This is a genomic window from Pseudomonas sp. LB3P81, assembly GCF_054897965.1.
The window spans coordinates 4,990,288-5,009,136 of the sequence record NZ_JBUBVG010000001.1; the positions used below are offsets into that span (position 1 = coordinate 4,990,288).

General features: G+C 59.0%; 17 protein-coding genes. 11 read left to right on the forward strand and 6 right to left on the reverse strand.

The window, feature by feature from the left end:
• The gene (wrbA, locus tag ACYZTL_RS23215) at nucleotides 1-597 is read right to left on the reverse strand and encodes an NAD(P)H:quinone oxidoreductase (RefSeq protein ID WP_461953697.1); all 597 of its coding nucleotides are present in this window, start codon (nucleotides 595-597) and stop codon (nucleotides 1-3) included.
• Nucleotides 594-947: an arsenate reductase (glutaredoxin) gene (arsC, locus tag ACYZTL_RS23220; RefSeq protein WP_461953698.1), complete on the reverse strand. Its 354-nt coding sequence runs from the start codon at nucleotides 945-947 to the stop codon at nucleotides 594-596. The genes wrbA and arsC overlap by 4 nt, the downstream gene beginning before the upstream one ends.
• 114 nt (nucleotides 948-1,061) lie before the next feature.
• Here arsC and ACYZTL_RS23225 point away from each other — a divergent pair, with 114 nt between their 5' ends.
• Nucleotides 1,062-1,529 (forward strand): TlpA disulfide reductase family protein, encoded by a 468-nt coding sequence (locus ACYZTL_RS23225; RefSeq protein ID WP_461953699.1) that lies wholly within the window; start codon nucleotides 1,062-1,064, stop codon nucleotides 1,527-1,529.
• Nucleotides 1,530-1,705: 176 nt separating this feature from the next.
• Here the strand turns inward: ACYZTL_RS23225 and ACYZTL_RS23230 are convergent, their stop codons facing one another.
• The 4 genes from ACYZTL_RS23230 to ACYZTL_RS23245 all read right to left on the reverse strand — a co-directional run bounded on the left by ACYZTL_RS23230 (nucleotide 1,706) and on the right by ACYZTL_RS23245 (nucleotide 6,541).
• Entirely contained in the window at nucleotides 1,706-2,110 is a 405-nt protein-coding gene (locus tag ACYZTL_RS23230) for an META domain-containing protein (protein ID WP_017340177.1), read from the reverse strand.
• Entirely contained in the window at nucleotides 2,110-2,544 is a 435-nt protein-coding gene (locus ACYZTL_RS23235; protein ID WP_017340176.1) for a hypothetical protein, read from the reverse strand. The genes ACYZTL_RS23230 and ACYZTL_RS23235 overlap by 1 nt, the downstream gene beginning before the upstream one ends.
• 77 nt (nucleotides 2,545-2,621) lie before the next feature.
• A complete protein-coding gene (locus tag ACYZTL_RS23240) occupies nucleotides 2,622-3,614 on the reverse strand; it encodes a 2-hydroxyacid dehydrogenase (RefSeq protein WP_461953700.1) in 993 nt (330 codons plus the stop codon).
• Between the two features lie 173 nt (nucleotides 3,615-3,787).
• Complete coding sequence (locus ACYZTL_RS23245) at nucleotides 3,788-6,541, reverse strand: response regulator (protein ID WP_461953701.1); 2,754 nt, start codon at nucleotides 6,539-6,541, stop codon at nucleotides 3,788-3,790.
• 214 nt (nucleotides 6,542-6,755) lie between these two features.
• Here ACYZTL_RS23245 and ACYZTL_RS23250 point away from each other — a divergent pair, with 214 nt between their 5' ends.
• The 10 genes from ACYZTL_RS23250 to ACYZTL_RS23295 all read left to right on the forward strand — a co-directional run bounded on the left by ACYZTL_RS23250 (nucleotide 6,756) and on the right by ACYZTL_RS23295 (nucleotide 18,792).
• Complete coding sequence (locus tag ACYZTL_RS23250; RefSeq protein ID WP_461953702.1) at nucleotides 6,756-7,478, forward strand: response regulator transcription factor; 723 nt, start codon at nucleotides 6,756-6,758, stop codon at nucleotides 7,476-7,478.
• Complete coding sequence (locus ACYZTL_RS23255; protein ID WP_461953703.1) at nucleotides 7,465-8,886, forward strand: histidine kinase sensor domain-containing protein; 1,422 nt, start codon at nucleotides 7,465-7,467, stop codon at nucleotides 8,884-8,886. The genes ACYZTL_RS23250 and ACYZTL_RS23255 overlap by 14 nt, the downstream gene beginning before the upstream one ends.
• A 197-nt stretch (nucleotides 8,887-9,083) precedes the next feature.
• Entirely contained in the window at nucleotides 9,084-10,100 is a 1,017-nt protein-coding gene (locus ACYZTL_RS23260; protein ID WP_461953704.1) for a PDDEXK nuclease domain-containing protein, read from the forward strand.
• A gap of 63 nt (nucleotides 10,101-10,163) precedes the next feature.
• Nucleotides 10,164-10,685 (forward strand): hypothetical protein, encoded by a 522-nt coding sequence (locus ACYZTL_RS23265; RefSeq protein ID WP_461953705.1) that lies wholly within the window; start codon nucleotides 10,164-10,166, stop codon nucleotides 10,683-10,685.
• 768 nt (nucleotides 10,686-11,453) lie between these two features.
• Complete coding sequence (cysM, locus tag ACYZTL_RS23270) at nucleotides 11,454-12,356, forward strand: cysteine synthase CysM (protein ID WP_461953706.1); 903 nt, start codon at nucleotides 11,454-11,456, stop codon at nucleotides 12,354-12,356.
• Entirely contained in the window at nucleotides 12,356-13,708 is a 1,353-nt protein-coding gene (rlmD, locus tag ACYZTL_RS23275; protein ID WP_461953707.1) for a 23S rRNA (uracil(1939)-C(5))-methyltransferase RlmD, read from the forward strand. The genes cysM and rlmD overlap by 1 nt, the downstream gene beginning before the upstream one ends.
• 124 nt (nucleotides 13,709-13,832) lie before the next feature.
• Nucleotides 13,833-16,076: a GTP diphosphokinase gene (gene relA / locus ACYZTL_RS23280; RefSeq protein WP_461953708.1), complete on the forward strand. Its 2,244-nt coding sequence runs from the start codon at nucleotides 13,833-13,835 to the stop codon at nucleotides 16,074-16,076.
• Nucleotides 16,077-16,214: 138 nt separating this feature from the next.
• On the forward strand, nucleotides 16,215-17,048 hold the full coding sequence (gene mazG / locus ACYZTL_RS23285; protein WP_461953709.1) for a nucleoside triphosphate pyrophosphohydrolase: 834 nt from the start codon (nucleotides 16,215-16,217) through the stop codon (nucleotides 17,046-17,048).
• Nucleotides 17,049-17,076: 28 nt separating this feature from the next.
• The gene (locus ACYZTL_RS23290) at nucleotides 17,077-17,619 is read left to right on the forward strand and encodes a DUF2058 domain-containing protein (protein WP_461953710.1); all 543 of its coding nucleotides are present in this window, start codon (nucleotides 17,077-17,079) and stop codon (nucleotides 17,617-17,619) included.
• Between the two features lie 225 nt (nucleotides 17,620-17,844).
• On the forward strand, nucleotides 17,845-18,792 hold the full coding sequence (locus ACYZTL_RS23295; protein ID WP_461953711.1) for a hypothetical protein: 948 nt from the start codon (nucleotides 17,845-17,847) through the stop codon (nucleotides 18,790-18,792).
• Nucleotides 18,793-18,849: the final 57 nt, after the last annotated feature.

Here is an 18,849-nt window from a genome sequence, read left to right on the forward strand (position 1 = left end):
TCAGTTCACCAACTTTTGCGCGGTCTTCGCCAGGCGCAGACCCAAGGCTCGGCACAGCGCCACTTCATGTTCGTTCAAACCGAGTTTGCCGTCGGCGCCGGCGTGATGACTGGCACCGTACGGCGTGCCGCCGCCACGGGTTTCCAGCAACGCGGATTCGCTGTACGGCAGGCCGGTGATCAGCATGCCGTGGTGCAGCAACGGCAGCATCATCGACAACAGCGTGGTTTCCTGACCGCCGTGCAGACTCGCGGTGGAGGTGAATACACCGGCCGGTTTACCGACGAGCGCGCCGGTCAGCCACAGGTTGCTGGTGCCGTCGAGGAAGTACTTGAGCGGTGCCGCCATGTTGCCGAAGCGTGTCGGGCTGCCGAGGGCCAGGCCCGCGCAGTTCTTCAGGTCATCGAGGCTGGCGTACAGCGCGCCTTCGTCCGGAATGTCCGGCGACACCGCTTCGCACTCGGTGGAGATCGCCGGCACGGTGCGCAGGCGCGCTTCCATCCCGGACTGCTCGACACCACGGGCGATCTGCCGGGCCATTTCATTGGTCGAGCCGCTGCGGCTGTAATACAAAACCAAAATGTACGGCGCGCTCACGGCAGCAACTCCAGCACGTTCTCCGGCGGACGGCCGATGATGGCTTTGTCGCCGACTTCGAGAATCGGCCGCTCCATCAGTTTCGGGTGCGCGGCGATGGCGGCGATCAATTGCGCCTCGCTCAGGCTGGCGTCGGCGAGGTTGAGGGTTTTGTACTCGTCCTCACCGGTGCGCAATAGTTGCCGGGCGCTGAGGCCGAGCTTTTTCAGCAGGCTCTGCAGTTGCGCGGCGTCCAGCGGGGTTTCGAGGTAGCGGACCACGGTCGGGGTCAGGCCACGGGCTTCGAGCAGTTCGAGCGCACCGCGGGATTTCGAGCAGCGCGGGTTGTGATAAAGCGTCAGATCGGTCATGTGCGGGTCGCATCTTGCGTAAGGTGGCGGCTATTCTAACTGTGCAGCGCGGAATCCAGAACCTTGGGAGGCGATGGGTCGCAGGCGCATTCAATTTTGAACAAGGATCACGACATGACAAGGCGACTGGCAGCGGCATTGGCGATCTTCGGGGCGCTGATGCTGGGGGGCTGCGGCAACGACTATGGTATCGATCAGGACGGCCATAAAGTCGGTGCCGAACGTCTGGACAATCAATGGCTGGTGCTCAACTACTGGGCGGAATGGTGTGGCCCTTGCCGGACCGAGATCCCGGAGTTGAACAGGCTGGCCGATCAGTTGAAGGACAAGAAGATCGGTGTGTTCGGGGTCAACTTCGACAATGTGCAGGGTGAAGAACTGAAAAGCGCCAGTGAGAAACTGGGGATCAGGTTCACCGTATTGGCTTCTGATCCGGCGGAGCTGTTTGAATTGCCGCGCAGCGAGGCGTTGCCGGTGACGTACATCATCGATAACAAGGGCAAGGTGCGCGATCAGCTGATGGGCGAGCAGACGGCGGCGGGAGTGATGGCGAAGCTTGAGGCGTTGCAGGCGACTAACTGATTGCGCAGGGGCTTTTGTGGCGAGGGAGCTTGCTCCCGCTCGATTGCGCAGCAATCGCAAAACCGGTGTATTCGGTGTGCCTGACTAAATGGGGTAGCTGGGTTTAGGGCTGCTTCGCAGCCCAGCGGGAGCAAGCTCCCTCGCCACAGTAAGTCACTGGATTCAGCAGAGGGTTATCAACCCTCTTCAAGCCACCAACGCAGCGGTTTGCCTTCGGCCGGCCAGAAACGCATCTGGTCGATCGGCGAAACATCCCAGCGCTGCACGTTTTCCAGGGCCTGGAGGAAGCGCTTTTCCTGTTCCATGAGCGCCGGCGCGCACAGTTTGCGCGTGCTGCCGACCTTGCCGAAGCTCAGCTTGTCACCGTCGAGCGTGTACGGCGCGAACCAATGGTTACAGCCGCCATTGCCATAAGCCCGGCCATCTTCACCGAGGGTGACGGTCAGATGGCTGTAATCCATCAGCGGGCGTTCGCCGATCCATTCCAGAATGTAGCTGCGGTTTTGTTGCAATTGCACCGGCTCGGCGGCGCAGCCCAGCAGGCTGGCGCCGACCATCGCGGTCAGAGCAAGGCGTTTCATCACGCAGGCTCCTGGCATTTCGGGCACAGGTGCTTCTCGCCGACCGACTTCCAGCCCAACTCGGCAATCCGCGCAGTAGCGGCAGGCTTTTCGGCCTTGTTGCCCAGTTTGGCGTCAACCGCGAACTCGAAGCTCAGCTCTTTGGCGCAGCTGTCGCAATTGACTTTCCAGGTGTGGATCGCCAGTTCGCCGAACACCGGGCCACTGGCCACCGCGACCCATTGGCCGGGTGGGTTGATCAGGTGGCGAACCGTTTCGACGGTCAGGCGCATGGACAAGTCCTTGGCACCTTTGAGGGTCACAACCAGCACGTCGTTATTGCGAATCGAGCCGCCGTTGCCGGTGACTTGATAACGCCCCGGCACCAGGGCGCGGCATTCGGTGAGGGTGTGTTGCGGGTTCATCAGGCTATAGCGGAAATCGTGTTCGACCATGGGTCCTCCAAATATGCGCGGCATGCTAGCACGGACATCGACGCTGCACCGCGCGGGGAAATGACCTTCGATCCGGTTCAGCCGGCATCGACCTGATTTTGTAGATTGCCCGCCGCCCAGGCTGCAATGTTCTGCAACGTTGTCGTGGCAATTGCGCCCAGGGCTTCACGGGTCAGGAAGGCCTGGTGTGCGGTGACGATCACGTTCGGGAAGGTCAGCAGGCGTGCCAGCACATCGTCCTGCAGCGGCAAATCGGAACGGTCCTCGAAGAACAGCTGCGCTTCCTCCTCATACACGTCCAGCCCCAGATAACCCAGTTGGCCATCCTTCAACGCGTCGATCAGCGCCGGCGTGTCCACCAGACCGCCACGCCCGGTGTTGATCAGCATGGCGCCGGGTTGCATGTGCGCCAGTGACTCGCTGTTGATGAGGTGTTTGCTCTGTTCGTTGAGCGGGCAATGCAGGCTGATGATCTGCGACTCGGCCAGCAGCTGCGGCAAACTCAGATAACGCGCGCCGAGGGCTTCGACTTGCGGATTGGGAAAGGGATCGTAAGCCAGTAGCTGACAGCCGAAACCGTTCATGATTTTCGCGAAGGTCGCGCCGATCTGCCCGGTGCCGACCACACCGACGGTCTTGCCCACCAGGTCAAAACCCGTCAACCCGTGGAGGCTGAAATCCCCTTCGCGGGTGCGGTTGTAGGCGCGATGCAGGCGCCGGTTGAGCGCCAGGATCAACGCCACCGCATGCTCGGCCACTGCATGGGGCGAGTAGGCCGGAACCCGCACGACCGACAACCCCAGCCGCTTCGCCACCGCGAGATCGACATGGTTGTAACCGGCCGATCGGAGTGCGATCAGGCGTGTGCCACCGGTGGCGAGGCGTTCGAGCACCGGGGCGCTGAGGTCATCATTGATGAAGGCGCAGACGACTTCGTGATGTTCCGCCAGCGCCGCGGTATCGAGGCTCAGTCGTGCTGATTGAAAGTGCAGGTCGATGCCGGCGGGGAGGTCGGCGCTCAGGAAGCTGTCGCGGTCGTAGGTCTGGCTGCTGAAAAGAATCGTGCGCATGATTTCCTCCTTGTCCCGGTTTTTGTAGGAGCGAGCTTGCTCGCGATGGACGTCAACGATCACGCGGGCTGTCTGAATGAACGCATTGTATGGACGTTTTTCGCGAGCAAGCTCGCTCCTACAGAGGTTGCGGTGAGCTTAGCGCTGATGGTGATCAACGCCATTGCGCCGCATCACGCATTTATACGGGCGTGAGCCGCCAGGCGATTGATGGCGCGGTCGAGGTCTTCCAGCGCACCGGGCGCTTTCGGATCTTCTTGCTTGAGCAGGGTTTCGCTGCGTTGGCAGGCCGCGCGCAGTTGCGGCACGCCGCAATAACGGGTCGCGCCATGCAGGCGATGCACCCGTTCGATCAAGGCATTGTGGTCGTTGGTTTCCCGGGCCACGCGTATCGCTTCGCGGTCGGCTTCCAGGGAGGCCAGCAGCATCGCCAGCATGTCCGCTGCCAGATCTGCCTTGCCAGCGGCCAGGCGCAACCCTTCTTCGTGATCCAGCACCTGCAACTCGTGGCTGCCGCCATGGCTGTCGCTGGAACGCTCCGGCCCCTGATTGCGCAGCGCCAGGCCAGTCCACTTCAACACCACCTGCGCCAGTTGCCGTTCGCTGATCGGCTTGGTCAGGTAATCGTCCATGCCGCTTTGCAGCAGCGCGCGTTTTTCGTTGGCCATGGCGTGGGCGGTGAGGGCCACGATCGGCAGGGGCGTGCAATGCCGTTCGCTTTCCCACTGGCGAATGGTTTCGGTGCTCTGGCGTCCGTCCATGCCAGGCATCTGCACGTCCATCAGCACCAGATCAAAGGTCTCGCTCTGCACCGCTTTGACCGCGGCGTAACCGCTTTCCACCGCGAGCACCTTGGCGCCCAGGTCTTCAAGCAGGGTTTGCACCAGCAGCAGATTGGCCGGGTTATCGTCGACGCAGAGCACCTTCGGCGCACGGCTGGACACCGGTTCGCCGGGGTCGCTGCGTTGCTGGCGCGGATTGACCAGATCGGACAAGGCCCGGCGCAGCTTGCGGGTGCAGGCCGGTTTGGCCTGGAGCTGGCTGTGCGGGTTGGGCACCGAGAGGTGAAACAGCGTCTGCTCGGTGGTCGGGCACAACACCAGCACTTTGCAGCCGAGGTGTTCGAGGTCCCAGATGTGCTGATTCAGGCGTTCCGGCGGCATGTCGTTGCTGGTGATGCCGAGCACGGCGAGATCGATCGCCTGATCGGTCTGGTGCGCGCCGGTCACGCCATTGGTCAGGTTTTCCAGGGTGTTGAACGGTGTCACTTCCAGGCCGCAATCTTCCAGCTGATGCTGCAACGCCTGACGGGCCAGTTCGTGGTTTTCCAGCACGGCGACGCGATGCCCGAGCAGCGGCGGACCGGGCAGGTCTTCAGCGTCGTCGCGGGTTTTGGGCAGGTTCAGGCTGATCCAGAACTCCGAGCCTTCGCCCGGCGTGCTGTCGACGCCGATCTCGCCGCCCATCTGTTCGATCAAACGCTTGGATATCACCAGTCCCAAACCGGTGCCACCGGGTTGCCGGGACAGTGAGTTGTCAGCCTGGCTAAAGGCCTGGAACAGCGCCCGCACGTCCTCGTTCGACAGGCCGATGCCGGTGTCCTGAATGCTGATGCGCAGCTGTACGCTGTCATCGTGTTCTTCTTCGAGCATGGCGCGGGCGACGATGGTGCCTTCGCGGGTGAACTTGATCGCGTTGCTCACCAGGTTGGTGAGGATCTGCTTGAGTCGCAGTGGATCGCCGACCAGCGACAACGGCGTGTCGCGATACACCAGGCTCACCAGCTCCAGCTGTTTGGCGTGGGCGGCGGGGGCGAGGATGGTCAGGGTGTCCTGGAGCAGATCGCGCAGGTTGAACGGAATATGGTCGAGTACCAGCTTGCCGGCCTCGATTTTCGAGAAGTCGAGGATCTCGTTGATAATCCCCAGCAGACTGTCGGCGGATTTCTCGATGGTGCCCAGATAATCGAGCTGGCGCGGGGTCAGTTCGCTTTTTTGCAGCAGGTGGGTGAAACCGAGAATGCCATTGAGCGGCGTGCGAATTTCATGGCTCATGTTGGCCAGGAACTCGGATTTGATCCGGCTCGCTTCCAGCGCCTCTTTGCGTGCAAGGTCCAGCTCGATGTTCTGGATTTCGATGGTTTCCAGGTTCTGGCGCACGTCTTCGGTGGCTTGGTCGATGCTGTGCTGCAATTCTTCCTGGGCGTTTTGCAGGGTGCCGGCCATGCGGTTGATGCCGGACGCCAGTTCATCCAGTTCCTGACTGCCGAGGGGCGGCAGGCGGGTTTCCAGATGACCGTCCTTGAGTTGCGCCACCGCTTGCTTGATCAGGCTCAGCGGCCGGTTGATGGTTCGGCCCATGCGCAACGCCAGCAGCGCCGCGCCGGCGAGGCCCGCGCCGATCAACAACAGGCTGGCGAACAGGCTGCGATAACCGCGCAGCAGCATGCCGTTGTGGGACAGTTCGAGCTCGACCCAGCCCAGCAGGCGGTCGGTTTCTTCGGGAATCAGGTCGCCGGCCAGATTGCGGTGCTTGCCGAACACCGGCAGCAGGTAACGCGTCGCATCGTTGCCGCTGCGGCGTAGCATCTGGGAGCCATTGCCCAATGGCGCCTGATTGAGCATGGTCGGGCCGGCGTGGGCGAGTAGCGTGCGGTTCGGGGCGAGGAAGGTCACCGCGCGCACGTCGGCCGTTTCCAGAGATTGGGTGGCGATGCGTTCCAGCAGTTCGGTGTCCTTGTGACCCATGGCCGGGGCTACGAGGGGTGCGAGCTGTTCGGCGATCATTTCGCCGCGCTGCATGAGTTGGGTCTGCAGGTCGGATTGCTGCATCCAGGTGAAATAGCCGCCCAGCACCAGGGCCATCAGGCTGGTCGGAAGCAAGGTCAGCAACAGCACGCGGCCTTTAATTCCCAGTTTCTTGAGCACGCCTCTCTCCTGCATCCAGCCATTTAGGAACCTGCGCGTACATCCGGCACGCGCCACTTGCGCAGTGTAGCGATTTGCATGCGGGCAATCTTCGTAAAATTGATGACGTCATTCGTCGGGCCGTTCAATGCGTTGGCGTTGAGGGCAAACCTTGGGTTGCCCCCGGCGAGGCAATCTTGAATAATCGCCAACTGAGAATTATTTGCAGATACTTATGGCTCCCATTTCTGTCGGCCATCCCCGCATCCTTTCCATCGAAGACGATCTGGTGCTCGGAGCCTATGTTCACGAGCAACTGGGCCGCAGCGGTTTCCAGGTGACCTGGTGCCAGAACGGTCAGGAAGGCCTGGCGATTGCCCGTGAACAAGCCTTCGATGTAGTGCTGATGGACATTCTGCTCCCGGGCATGAACGGCCTTAACGTGCTGACCCAGTTGCGCCAGAGCCACTCCACCCCGGTGGTGCTGATGTCGGCGCTGGGGGCCGAGGCGGATCGCATCAGCGGTTTTCACCTCGGCGCCGATGACTACTTGCCCAAGCCCTTCAGCATGGCGGAACTGCGCGTGCGCATCGAAGCGATCCTGCGGCGCGTTGCGCTGGATCGTCGGCCGGCAGTCGAACCGGTTGTCCTGCTGGTGGACAGTCTGCATTTCGACGATGAACGCTTCGAGGTGTTCTTTGGCTCGCACGCCGCCGGTCTGACCCGCAGCGAGTACCGGTTGCTGGACACGCTCAACCGCAACGGCGATGAAGTACTGAGCAAAGCCTTCCTTTATCAGCATGTGCTGCAGCGGGGTTACGCGGCCCACGACCGCAGCCTCGACATGCACATCAGCCAGATCCGTCGCAAGCTCAAAGCCATCGGCTACACCGAGCGGGAAGTGCGCACGGTCTGGGGCAAGGGTTATGTCTTGAGTGCTGCCGATGAAATGGTCTGACCTGCCGGGCAGGCATTCGCTGTTCTGGAAACTCGCCTGTCTGCTGGTGGCGTTCTGTCTGCTGATGATCTGGCTGAGTTGGTCCTGGGGCCGCTACATGGAAGAGCGCAACCAGTTTCTGTCGAACGAGGCCCGAGGCACTCTGACGCGCTATGCCGCCGAAGCCGAACAGGCTTGGCAGCAGCGCCAGAGCGAGGGCGTTGATGCCTGGCTGCAGGTGATGCGTCAACGTGAAACGGGCTGGGCGGGCGTCATTGGCAGTGATTTACAGTCATTGAGCAATCAGCCATTGACGGACCGGGAAATCGAGCGCCTGACTTTCCTGCGCGGCCTGGACTGGCCGATCCACAAAAAGCGACTGCCCTGGCTGCGCATCCCGTTTCCCGGCGACCCGTCCGCCGGCAGCCTGGTGATCGAACTGCCCCAGCGGTTCAAGCCCGGGCGCTATCGGGTGCTCTGGCGCGTGATCACCAATGGCGTCATTCCTGGATTGTTTACCCTGCTGCTGTGCGTCGGGCTGTATCGATTACTGGTGGTTCCCCTCAATCAACTGCGCGAGCAGGCCAATGCCTGGCGTGCCGACCAACTGGGCGTGCGGCTGTCGTGCCACACAACCAACCGTTCCGATGAATTGGGTGAGCTGGGCCGCGCGTTCGATCACATGTCCGAACGCCTGCAAAGCACGGTGGCCCTGCAACAACAGCTGCTGCGTGACCTGTCCCATGAATTGCGCACGCCATTGAGCCGTTTGCGCGTGGCCAGCGAGGGCGAGCAAAGTCTGACGCAACTGCGCGAACGCATTGGCCGCGAAGTCGATGGCATGCAGCGCTTGGTCGAAGACACGCTGCAACTGGCCTGGCTCGACACCGAGCGCTCACCCTTGCCCGACGAAGCAATCCAGATTCAGGCGCTGTGGGAAATGCTCACGGAAAACGCCTGCTATGAAAGCTGCTGCCCGGTGGGCCAGTTGCAGTGTGCGGTGGATTCATCCTGCTGGGTGCGCGGCAATCTCAATACCCTGGCGCAGGCGCTGGAAAACATTCTGCGCAATGCCATTCGTCATTCGCCCAAGGGCGGCGTTGTGCACCTGGGTGGGCGACGCGATGGTGATTATTGGCATTTGTGGATTGAAGATGAGGGTGGCGGGGTGGCTGAAGAGGATCTGGAACGGATCTTCTCGCCGTTCACTCGACTTGATGGTGCGCGGCCCGGGAATGGCGGATTCGGATTGGGGTTGAGCATTGCGAGGAATGCGGTGCAGCGGCAGGGCGGGCGGCTTTGGGCGGAGAACACTGGGGCAGGGTTGCGGCTCAACATGCGGTTGTTGGCCGATGACGCCTTCGCGAGCAAGTCGGAACGCCGCACCGCCGCTCCCACAGTGGAGCGGTGCCAACCACAAATAGTGTGATCACCCCGAATCCCCTGTGGGAGCGGGCTTGCTCCGGGCGGCGTTCCGACGAAGAGGCCCTTCGGGTCACCACCGCTCTGATTTTGCCAGAGCGTTCCCGAGATTCTGTACGACATTTCCCAAAGGGTATCACCGGTCATTTCAAGCTTCCTTGACGGTTTAAGCTCACGCTTTAACTCATGTTCAAGGAATCAGGCATGACTGCTCCCCACGTTCCCGACAACACAACCGACGACCGTTTCAATGAAGTGCTTGCGCTGATTCACGGCGCCAGGCAGCAGGCCATGCAGGCGGTGAATACACGTCTGATCGAGCTGTATTGGCAGGTGGGTGGTTACATCAGTCGCAAGATCGAACTGGCGGAATGGGGGGACTCCGTCGTCAGTCAATTGGCTGAGCATCTGGCTCAAACTCAGCCAGGGTTGCGTGGGTTTACCCGGCCAAATCTGTTCCGCATGCGCCAGTTCTACGAGACTTATCGGGACGACGTAATTGTCTCACCGCTGGTGAGACAATTACCCTGGACCCATAACATGATCGTCCTCAGCCAAAGCAAACACCCGGAAGAGCGCGAGTTCTACCTGCGGATGGCGGTTCATGAAAAGTGGTCAAAGCGCGAGCTGGAGCGTCAGTTTAAAGCTGCGTTGTTCGAGCGCAGCATGACCCAACCGGTCAAAGCCTCCGCAGCGCTGAGACAAACCCACCCCTCAGCACTTGAGATATTCCGCGACGCCTACATGATCGAGTTTCTCGACCTGCCCGGTGCCCATGGCGAAGCCGACCTGCATCGTGGCTTGCTGGGGCGTCTCAAGGAATTCTTGATCGAGCTTGGCCGTGATTTCTGCTTTGTCGGCTCCCAATACCCGTTGCAAGTTGGCGGCCGGGATTTCGCCCTGGACCTGTTGTTCTTTCACCGGGGGCTCAACTGCCTGGTGGCCATTGAGCTCAAGGTCGGTCGTTTTGAACCGGAGTATCTGGGCAAGCTGAATTTCTATCTGGAGGCGCTGGATCGTGGTGAGCGCAAGGCCCACGAAAACCCTGCCATTGGTGTACTTCTCTGTGCCAGCAAGGATGACGAAGTGGTCGAGTACGCCCTTAACCGCAGCCTGTCGCCAGCGCTGATCGCTGAATACCAGGTCCAACTTCCCGACAAACAATTGCTGCAGGCCAAGTTGCATGAATTCTATGCCTTGAATGTCGCCGGTTTGACGTAACAAGCATTGTTTTTAGGGGGGGGCGATATTCAACTTGTGGCTGTGACTCAAGAAGGATAGTCAATGAACGTAATAATAAGAGCGCCTGTCTTGTCGAAACAAGCTGATGCCTATTTTATTAAAAATCCGCACGAAACAAACAATGCGCACACGATAACCGATGCCAAAGACGCTGCTGGGGTATTAAACCTGACGAGCGAGACTTTAATTGGCGAGTTGAAGGATTTGATTAAAGGATATGATTTTACGTCGATAAGCACTAATGAGCTCGCGAAAATCGGATCTAAACTCTATGAGATTGATCTGGTAGACGGGCATGTGGCCGGGCAATTCATATCCGGGAATATGGCCTTTGATCAATATGGTTACCAGACTGAAAAAGACGTCAAATATAACGCGATCGCGATGTTCAATCAGATGTTGGGAGATACCGAAGCATATGCCAGTACTTGGCCTATGTACGCTCATCAAGAGTCATTCAAGGTGGTGATGAGGGCTTTGCTGGGCGCGAATCAAGTCATCAACGCGCTCTCCTATTTTGCCCATTCAACAAGAAATGATCTGTCCGTCAGTATTCAAGTCTGAGTCACCCGGCGCCCGAAAAATTTTTGGGCGCCGGTACACTGTTGTCTATCGGCCGTAGCGGGTGGTTCCAGAATACTGTCTGTCGACAGTTAGTGTATTCGAGTGGCGGATTCTGTAAGTCCCCAGAGGGCCAAGCACTGAGGCAGTATTGCCGGTATCGCCGGCGACCTTGGTCCAGTTTGAACCCGTCAGTCTGTCAATATATAAATCCGGGGGAGAACCCGTACCTACGGCAGTAATAGTGGAAGAAATGTTGGCTTGGCGGCATCCGTTTGCACCCGTAATAGTAAAGGGCCCTTGTGCTATGACATCGGTGTTGGCGGGGGCGGTGCCGCTGTAGGTATCACGAATGCTGATGCATGCTACAGAAGCCTGACTCACAAGGATTAGGCCTGCGAAAGAAAACGCAATAAGGATTTTCATAGATACGCTCGCTATGAAGTTAGTTGGTTGTGCGGTAGGGGCGCAGTGCGTGTTCCGTATGACAAAAGGTTATCGATGAAGCACCTTGCCCACCAGTTCACGCCAACCGCCAAACCTTGAGTGAAACGTCCGACGAAAGCGCTCTTAAAGGCCGATATTTTTGAGAAAAAGAGTTTTTCCTACCTATCTAATGCCCTTGTCTGTACGGCGAAGCGTGCAATCAAGCGATTGCTCAAATGGTGCCCCTTATTCCCATAAGCCATAAGCACCGCACTTTGCGTGATATGGCCTGCGAACGTTTGCCGGTATGATAGGCGCCCCCGCAGTCTGGATTGCGAATACGCCATGACCTTGCAGTACCCAACCATCGCCGATTGCGTCGGCAACACTCCGCTGGTCCGTTTGCAGCGCCTGCCCGGCGCCACCAGCAACACCCTTTTGCTCAAGCTTGAAGGGAACAACCCGGCGGGTTCGGTCAAGGACCGTCCGGCGTTGTCGATGATCACCCGCGCCGAGTTGCGCGGGCAGATCCACGTCGGCGATACGCTGATCGAAGCGACCTCGGGCAACACCGGGATCGCCCTGGCGATGGCCGCCGCGATCAAGGGTTACAAGATGATCCTGATCATGCCGGACAACTCCAGCGCCGAGCGCAAAGCCGCGATGACGGCCTATGGCGCCGAGCTGATTCTGGTCACTCAGGAAGAAGGCATGGAAGGCGCTCGCGACCTCGCCCAACGAATGGAAGCCGAAGGCCGTGGCAAGGTGCTGGACCAGTTCGCCAACGGTGACAACCCGGAAGCGCACTACACCACCACCGGCCCGGAAATCTGGCGCCAGACCGAGGGCACCATCACTCATTTCGTCAGCTCGATGGGCACCACCGGCACCATCATGGGCGTGTCGCGCTACTTGAAAGAGCAGAATGACAGCGTGCAGATCATCGGACTGCAACCGATGGAAGGCTCGGCGATTCCGGGCATCCGTCGCTGGCCGCAGGAATACCTGCCGAAAATTTATCAGGCCGAGCGCGTGGACCGCATCGTCGACATGGCGCAAAGCGAAGCCGAGGACGTGACCCGTCGTCTGGCCCGCGAAGAAGGCATCTTCTGCGGCGTGTCCTCGGGCGGTGCCGTGGCAGCGATGCTGCGCCTGTCCGAGGAAGTCGAAAACGCGGTGATCGTCGCGATCATCTGTGACCGTGGCGACCGTTACCTGTCGACCGGCATTTTCGACGCGCCCAACTGATGGCCAAGCACGAGAGAGGCCTGCGCTTCCAGCCCACCGGCGGCAGCAAGGCCCCGCAAATTCCGACCGGCAAAAAGCAGCGCCTGACCATCGAGCGCTTGGCCAATGACGGTCGCGGCATAGCGTTTTTCGAAGGTCGTACCTGGTTTGTCCTCGGCGCATTGGCCGGGGAAGAAGTCGAGGCGCGCGTACTCGGTGCCCACGGCAAAGTGGTCGAAGCGCGTACCGAGCGGGTGTTCCTGGCCAGTGAACTGCGGCGCCCGGCGCCGTGTCCGCATGCCGGTCGCTGTGGTGGCTGCAGTGTTCAGCACCTGCCTCATAGTGAACAACTCGCCCTGAAACAGCGCATGCTCGCCGAGCAATTGTCCAAGGTCGCCGGTGTCGAACCCGAAGAGTGGGCCGCACCCTTGAGCGGGCCGGAATTCGCTTACCGCCGCCGTGCCCGGGTGGCGGTGCGCTGGGACATGAAGGCGAAAAAACTCGAAGTCGGTTTCCGCGCGGCAGGCAGTCAGGACATCGTTGCGATCAACGAATGCCCGGTGTTGGTACAGCCCTTGCAGCCGATCATGACCCGCTTGCCGGAGATGTTGCGACGCTTGAGCAAACCTCAGGCGTTGGGGCATGTGGAATTGTTCAGCGGCTCGAAGCTGGCAGTGTTGCTGCGGCACATGGCGCCGTTGTCCGACGCCGATATGACGATCCTCAAGGATTTCTGCTCGTTTCATGAAGCTCAATTGTGGCTGCATGGAGAGGGCGAACCGCAACCTGTCGAGGCCGATCAGTCGTTGGGCTATCGCCTTGAACAGTGGGATTTGAACCTGGCGTACCGGCCGGGAGATTTCATTCAGGTCAATGCGGCGGTCAACGAAGCAATGGTCGCCCAGGCGCTGGACTGGCTGAAGCCGAAAGCGGATGAGCGCGTTCTCGATCTATTCTGTGGTTTGGGTAACTTTGCCTTGCCGCTGGCCAAAGCCGTTCGTGAGGTGGTGGCGGTCGAAGGTGTGCAAGCGATGGTCGAGCGGGCAGCCGCGAACGCCGCTAGCAACAATCTGCATAATGCGACGTTTTTTCAGGCCGATTTGTCCCAGCCTTTGACCGATGCCGAATGGGCGCGCGAAGGCTTTTGTGCGGTACTCTTGGACCCACCGCGCGACGGTGCTTTCGAGGTGGTGCGCAAGCTCAAGGCCTTGGGCGCCGAACGATTGGTGTATGTGTCGTGCAACCCTGCAACTCTGGCGCGCGACACGGTGGAATTGATCAAGCAGGGCTACCGGTTAAAACGTGCCGGGATTCTCGATATGTTTCCTCAGACGGCACATGTCGAGGCCATGGCGTTATTTGAAGCGAGCTAGGACGGCTCGTTTGGTCCGCTGACCCGCCCGTGCAGCACTCGTTCTGGCCCCGCGAGTGCATCCACGGCAACGAAGGTCAGCGATTTGACGCATTGAATCTGCGTCGTAGGGAAGGTAAAGCAAGATGGTACAGGTGAGAGCACACCAGCCGATCAACACCGACGGCAGTATCAATCTCGAGGCTTGGCTCGATCATGCGGTCAGTGTCGATCTGGCACTGGATCGCGAAGCCTTGAAAGAAGCCTGCGAGTACGCTCGCGAGGCCGAACAACAAGCCAATGCGGCGAAGAATTTGTGGTCCGAAGGAAACTCCAGTTTCCGCACGGGCCTTGAGATCGCCGAGATCCTCGCCGACCTCAAACTCGATCAGGATTCGCTGGTCGCCGCGGTCCTGTACCGCGGCGTGCGCGAAGGCCAGATCCAGTTGCCGGCGGTCAGCCAGCGCTTTGGTCCCGTGGTGGCCAAACTCATCGACGGCGTGCAACGCATGGCGGCGATCAGCGACAGCCTGAGCCCGCGTAAATCCATGGTGATGGGCACTCAGGGGCAGGTGGAAAACCTGCGCAAAATGCTCGTGGCCATGGTCGACGATGTTCGCGTCGCGCTGATCAAACTGGCCGAACGCACCTGCGCGATCCGTGCGGTGAAAACCGCCGATGACGAAAAGCGCAACCGTGTGGCCCGTGAAGTCTTCGACATCTATGCGCCGCTCGCCCACCGTCTCGGTATCGGTCACATCAAGTGGGAGCTGGAGGACTTGTCCTTCCGTTACCTCGAACCCGATCAGTACAAGCAGATCGCCAAGTTGCTCCACGAACGGCGTCTGGATCGCGAGCGCTTCATCAGCGATGTGATGAGCCAGCTGAAGAATGAATTGCAGGCCACTGGCGTCGAGGCCGACATCAGCGGCCGGGCCAAACACATCTATTCGATCTGGCGCAAAATGCAGCGCAAGGGTCTGGAGTTCAGCCAGATCTACGACGTGCGCGCCGTGCGCGTGCTGGTGCCGGAAATGCGCGACTGCTACACCGCGCTCGGCATCGTCCACACCTTGTGGCGGCACATCCCGAAAGAATTCGACGACTACATCGCCAACCCGAAAGAGAACGGCTACCGCTCATTGCACACTGCGGTGATCGGGCCTGAAGGCAAGGTGCTGGAAGTGCAGATCCGCACCCACGCCATGCACGAAGAAGCCGAGCTGGGCGTTTGCGCGCACTGGCGCTACAAAGGCACCGACGTCAAATCCGGCTCCAATCACTACGAGGAGAAAATCTCCTGGCTGCGTCAGGTGCTCGAGTGGCACGAAGAGCTGGGCGATATCGGCGGTCTGGCGGAACAGCTGCGGGTCGATATCGAACCGGACCGGGTGTACATCTTCACTCCGGACGGTCACGCCATTGACTTGCCGAAAGGCGCGACGCCGCTGGATTTCGCCTACCGCGTGCACACCGAAATCGGTCACAACTGCCGTGGCGCGAAGATCAACGGGCGCATCGTACCGCTCAATTACAGCCTGCAAACCGGTGAACAGGTCGAGATCATCACCAGCAAGCACGGCACTCCGAGCCGCGACTGGCTGAACCCGAACCTGGGTTACATCACCACCTCACGGGCGCGGGCGAAGATCGTTCACTGGTTCAAATTGCAGGCCCGCGATCAGAACGTCGCGGCCGGTAAAACCTTGCTCGAACGCGAACTCAGTCGCCTTGGCTTGCCAGCGGTGGACTTCGACAAGCTGGCCGACAAGGCCAACATGAAAACCGCCGAGGACATGTACGCCGCGTTGGGCGCAGGCGATTTGCGCCTGGCGCAACTGGTGAACCTGGCGCAGCAACTGGTCGAACCGGAGCGCGGCAACGAACAGCTGGAGCTGATTCCGCGCAAGGCCACCGGCTACAAACCGGGCAAGCGCGGCGACATCCAGATCCAGGGCGTCGGCAACCTCATGACTCAGATGGCTGGCTGCTGCCAGCCGTTGCCGGGCGATGCCATCGTCGGTTACATCACCCAGGGCCGTGGCGTGAGCATTCACCGTCAGGACTGCGCCTCGGTGCTGCAACTGGGCGGGCGCGAGCCGGAGCGGATCATCCAGGTCAGTTGGGGGCCGGTGCCGGTGCTCACCTACCCGGTGGACATCATCATTCGCGCCTACGACCGTTCCGGTTTGCTGCGTGACGTCTCGCAAGTGTTGCTCAACGAGCGGATCAACGTGCTGGCGGTCAACACCCGCTCGAACAAGGAGGACAACACCGCGTTGATGTCCCTGACCATCGAGATTCCGGGGCTGGATGCATTGGGTCGGTTGCTGGGGCGGATTTCCCAGTTGCCGAACATCATCGAAACCCGGCGTAACCGTACGCCCTAAGACGGGTACGCTTTACTGTAGGAGCGAGCTTGCTCGCGAAGAATCAGAGAGCGGCGCGTTCATCCAGGCAGGACGCGTCATCGTTAACGTCCATCGCGAGCAAGCTCGCTCCTACACAGAGCGGACAGAGATTGATCGATGTATTCACTTGAAGACTTGCTACACCTGATGAACCGTCTGCGCGACCCGCAGTTCGGTTGCCCGTGGGACATCAAGCAAACCTACGCCACCATCGTCCCGCATACCCTCGAGGAAGCCTACGAAGTCGCCGACGCCATCGAGCGCGGGGACTTCGATCACTTGCAGGGTGAATTGGGCGATCTGCTGTTCCAGGTGGTTTATTACAGCCAACTGGCCCGGGAAGAAGGGCGCTTCGAATTCGCCAGTGTCATCGACAGCATCACCCGCAAGTTGATCCGTCGTCATCCCCACGTGTTTCCGACCGGTGATCTGTATGCCCCGCTGGATGTTCCGCGTCTGAGTGAAGAACAGGTCAAGCAGCGCTGGGAAGAGATCAAGGCTGAAGAACGCGCCGAGAAATCCGCGACGCCAGAACAACTGTCCTTGCTCGATGATGTGCCCGCCGCGCTGCCGGCGTTATCCCGGTCAGCCAAGTTGCAGAAGCGTGCAGGGCAGGTCGGTTTCGACTGGCCGGACGCCTTGCCGGTGCTGGACAAGGTCCGCGAAGAGCTCGATGAAGTGCTCGAAGCCATGGCCGACAATGACTCGGTAGCGATTGCCGATGAAGTCGGCGACCTGCTGTTTTCCGTGGTCAATCTGGCGCGGCATTTGAAGGTTGATCCGGAAACCGCACTGCGTGGCGCCAACAGCAAATTCGAAAGACGCTTCCGTTTTATCGAACAGGCATTGCGCGACACCCACCGTCCCATGGAAGATTGCACCCTCGAAGAGTTGGACGCCTTGTGGGGCGAAGCCAAACGTCAGGAAAAGAATTTGCCCAGCTGCGGTTGAGCAGTGGCCTAAGTGAGAAATAAGCACCATGAGCATTTCCCTTCGCGACCAGTTGCTAAAGGCAGGGCTGGTCAACCAAAAGCAGGCCAAACAGGTCGGCAAAGAGAAGCAGAAACAGCAGCGTCTGGCCCATAAAGGCCAGATCGAACTCGATGATTCCCAGCAGCGTGCCGCTCAGGAAGCCATGGCCGAAAAGGTCAAGCGCGACCAGGAGCTGAACCGTCAGCAGCAGGAGAAGGCCGAGGCCAAGGCCCGCGCCGCGCAGATCAAGCAATTGATTGAAGTCTCGCGTCTGCCGAAGCTGGCCACCGAGGATTACTACAACTTCGTCGACGACAAGAAGGTCAAGCGCCTCTCCGTCAACACGTTGATGCGCAACAAGCTCAGTAACGGTTCGCTGGCGATCGTGCACCATGCCGGCGGTTACGAAGTGATTCCCCGTGAAGCGGCCCTGAAGATTCAGGAGCGCGATCCACAGCGCATTGTTCAGCTGAACGTGCAGACTGAAGAAGCGGCTGCTGAAGACGATCCGTACGCGGCGTATCAAATTCCTGATGATTTAATGTGGTAGTTGTGTTGTTACATATTAACTAGTGTTTGCGTGATTTATATATTGAGCCCGAAAGAACGTGTCGATACGATCTTTCGGGCTTTCTTTTTTTCAAAATTAATAACGCTTATTGTTTTGTCTCGATAGCCTGTTCGCCGAGATGTCGGCTGCGTGTTATCCGGGATCAGTGTTTTTTTTGTTTAAGGAGGATTGGCAATTAATAAATAATTTACAAGGATAATAATAATGTTGATAAATATTGCTTCTTTGCGTCAGCCGACGTTTACGCCACAGTTTTCAAATTTGCGCGCCCCACGGCAGTCCATCACTGATTATGTAACGAGTGAACTGGATGCACGAGTTTCCTATGTGCGCCGGAAACTTGAAATCGCGGCGCTTGCAGCGCGTGGGAGATTTCCGGGGGCGGCCTGTCTATTCTTCACCCTACCCGAGTTTTTCTGGAATATTCCCTGGCGCGAAGTCGACAGTGAAGAGGAACTTCATGAACTGACAACCGCTTATCTGAACAAAGTTCCGACGTGCGTAAAATCCTTAATGGCAGATCTACCTGTTGAAGAATATGGGAAGATAGTTTTGCTCGCAGGAAGTTGCGCAGCGCTGATCAAGGTCGGTGAGGGTGAAGGCAGTTACTATGATGTTATAAATTATTTACTGGCGATGACCAATAAAGAATATGAAGTCGACACTCCACTCATGTCGATGTGGCCAAAACGGTACGTGTCCGGTATCGATTTTGGAGATCATGTTGCCTTTGAGAACGGCTATTGGGTTTTTAAGTTGTTTGATGAGGTTTTGGTGAAAGTTAAAGAACTCAGCAGTGTGCAGGCAGAGCACAGTTATTTTGGCGGTTACAGGCAAACGTTTGTAAACAGTCTCGTGCCAGGTTGTCCGTTCGGCATTAATTTATGCCTCGATTATGTGGTACAGAAAGAGGGTGAGCGCGACAGCGAAATTGAAATCATAGATGCGAAGATTGATTTTCTGATTGCGTGCGGCATGCCCTTCAATTACTTCAAGCGTCACCCGTCCTCGATCCAGTTTGCGATCAGGAACGATGGCATGGGCAGCGGAGAGTGCGAGTTCGTGAGGCTAGAGGATGGTGAGATCGTCGCTGCAGTCCCTTCGGAGATGATCGACAACAACCTTTACCTGGTTTCCATTGATGTCGCTTAAAGCGGTGCGATCCGACTACAGCCTGCTCGCGGCGGCTGAAGCAGGCTGTAATCAGTA

Excerpts from the sequence above, each read along its gene's own strand:
- arsC (WP_461953698.1), bottom strand. The coding sequence starts at position 947 with ATGACCGATCTGACGCTTTATCACAACCCGCGCTGCTCGAAATCCCGC.
- cysM (WP_461953706.1), top strand. The coding sequence starts at position 11,454 with ATGACCTTGCAGTACCCAACCATCGCCGATTGCGTCGGCAACACTCCG.
- ACYZTL_RS23295 (WP_461953711.1), top strand. The coding sequence starts at position 17,845 with ATGTTGATAAATATTGCTTCTTTGCGTCAGCCGACGTTTACGCCACAG.
- rlmD (WP_461953707.1), top strand. The coding sequence starts at position 12,356 with ATGGCCAAGCACGAGAGAGGCCTGCGCTTCCAGCCCACCGGCGGCAGC.
- ACYZTL_RS23230 (WP_017340177.1), bottom strand. The coding sequence starts at position 2,110 with ATGAAACGCCTTGCTCTGACCGCGATGGTCGGCGCCAGCCTGCTGGGC.
- ACYZTL_RS23260 (WP_461953704.1), top strand. The coding sequence starts at position 9,084 with ATGACTGCTCCCCACGTTCCCGACAACACAACCGACGACCGTTTCAAT.
- ACYZTL_RS23265 (WP_461953705.1), top strand. The coding sequence starts at position 10,164 with ATGAACGTAATAATAAGAGCGCCTGTCTTGTCGAAACAAGCTGATGCC.
- ACYZTL_RS23240 (WP_461953700.1), bottom strand. The coding sequence starts at position 3,614 with ATGCGCACGATTCTTTTCAGCAGCCAGACCTACGACCGCGACAGCTTC.
- ACYZTL_RS23255 (WP_461953703.1), top strand. The coding sequence starts at position 7,465 with ATGAAATGGTCTGACCTGCCGGGCAGGCATTCGCTGTTCTGGAAACTC.
- ACYZTL_RS23225 (WP_461953699.1), top strand. The coding sequence starts at position 1,062 with ATGACAAGGCGACTGGCAGCGGCATTGGCGATCTTCGGGGCGCTGATG.
- ACYZTL_RS23250 (WP_461953702.1), top strand. The coding sequence starts at position 6,756 with ATGGCTCCCATTTCTGTCGGCCATCCCCGCATCCTTTCCATCGAAGAC.
- mazG (WP_461953709.1), top strand. The coding sequence starts at position 16,215 with ATGTATTCACTTGAAGACTTGCTACACCTGATGAACCGTCTGCGCGAC.
- ACYZTL_RS23290 (WP_461953710.1), top strand. The coding sequence starts at position 17,077 with ATGAGCATTTCCCTTCGCGACCAGTTGCTAAAGGCAGGGCTGGTCAAC.
- ACYZTL_RS23235 (WP_017340176.1), bottom strand. The coding sequence starts at position 2,544 with ATGGTCGAACACGATTTCCGCTATAGCCTGATGAACCCGCAACACACC.
- relA (WP_461953708.1), top strand. The coding sequence starts at position 13,833 with ATGGTACAGGTGAGAGCACACCAGCCGATCAACACCGACGGCAGTATC.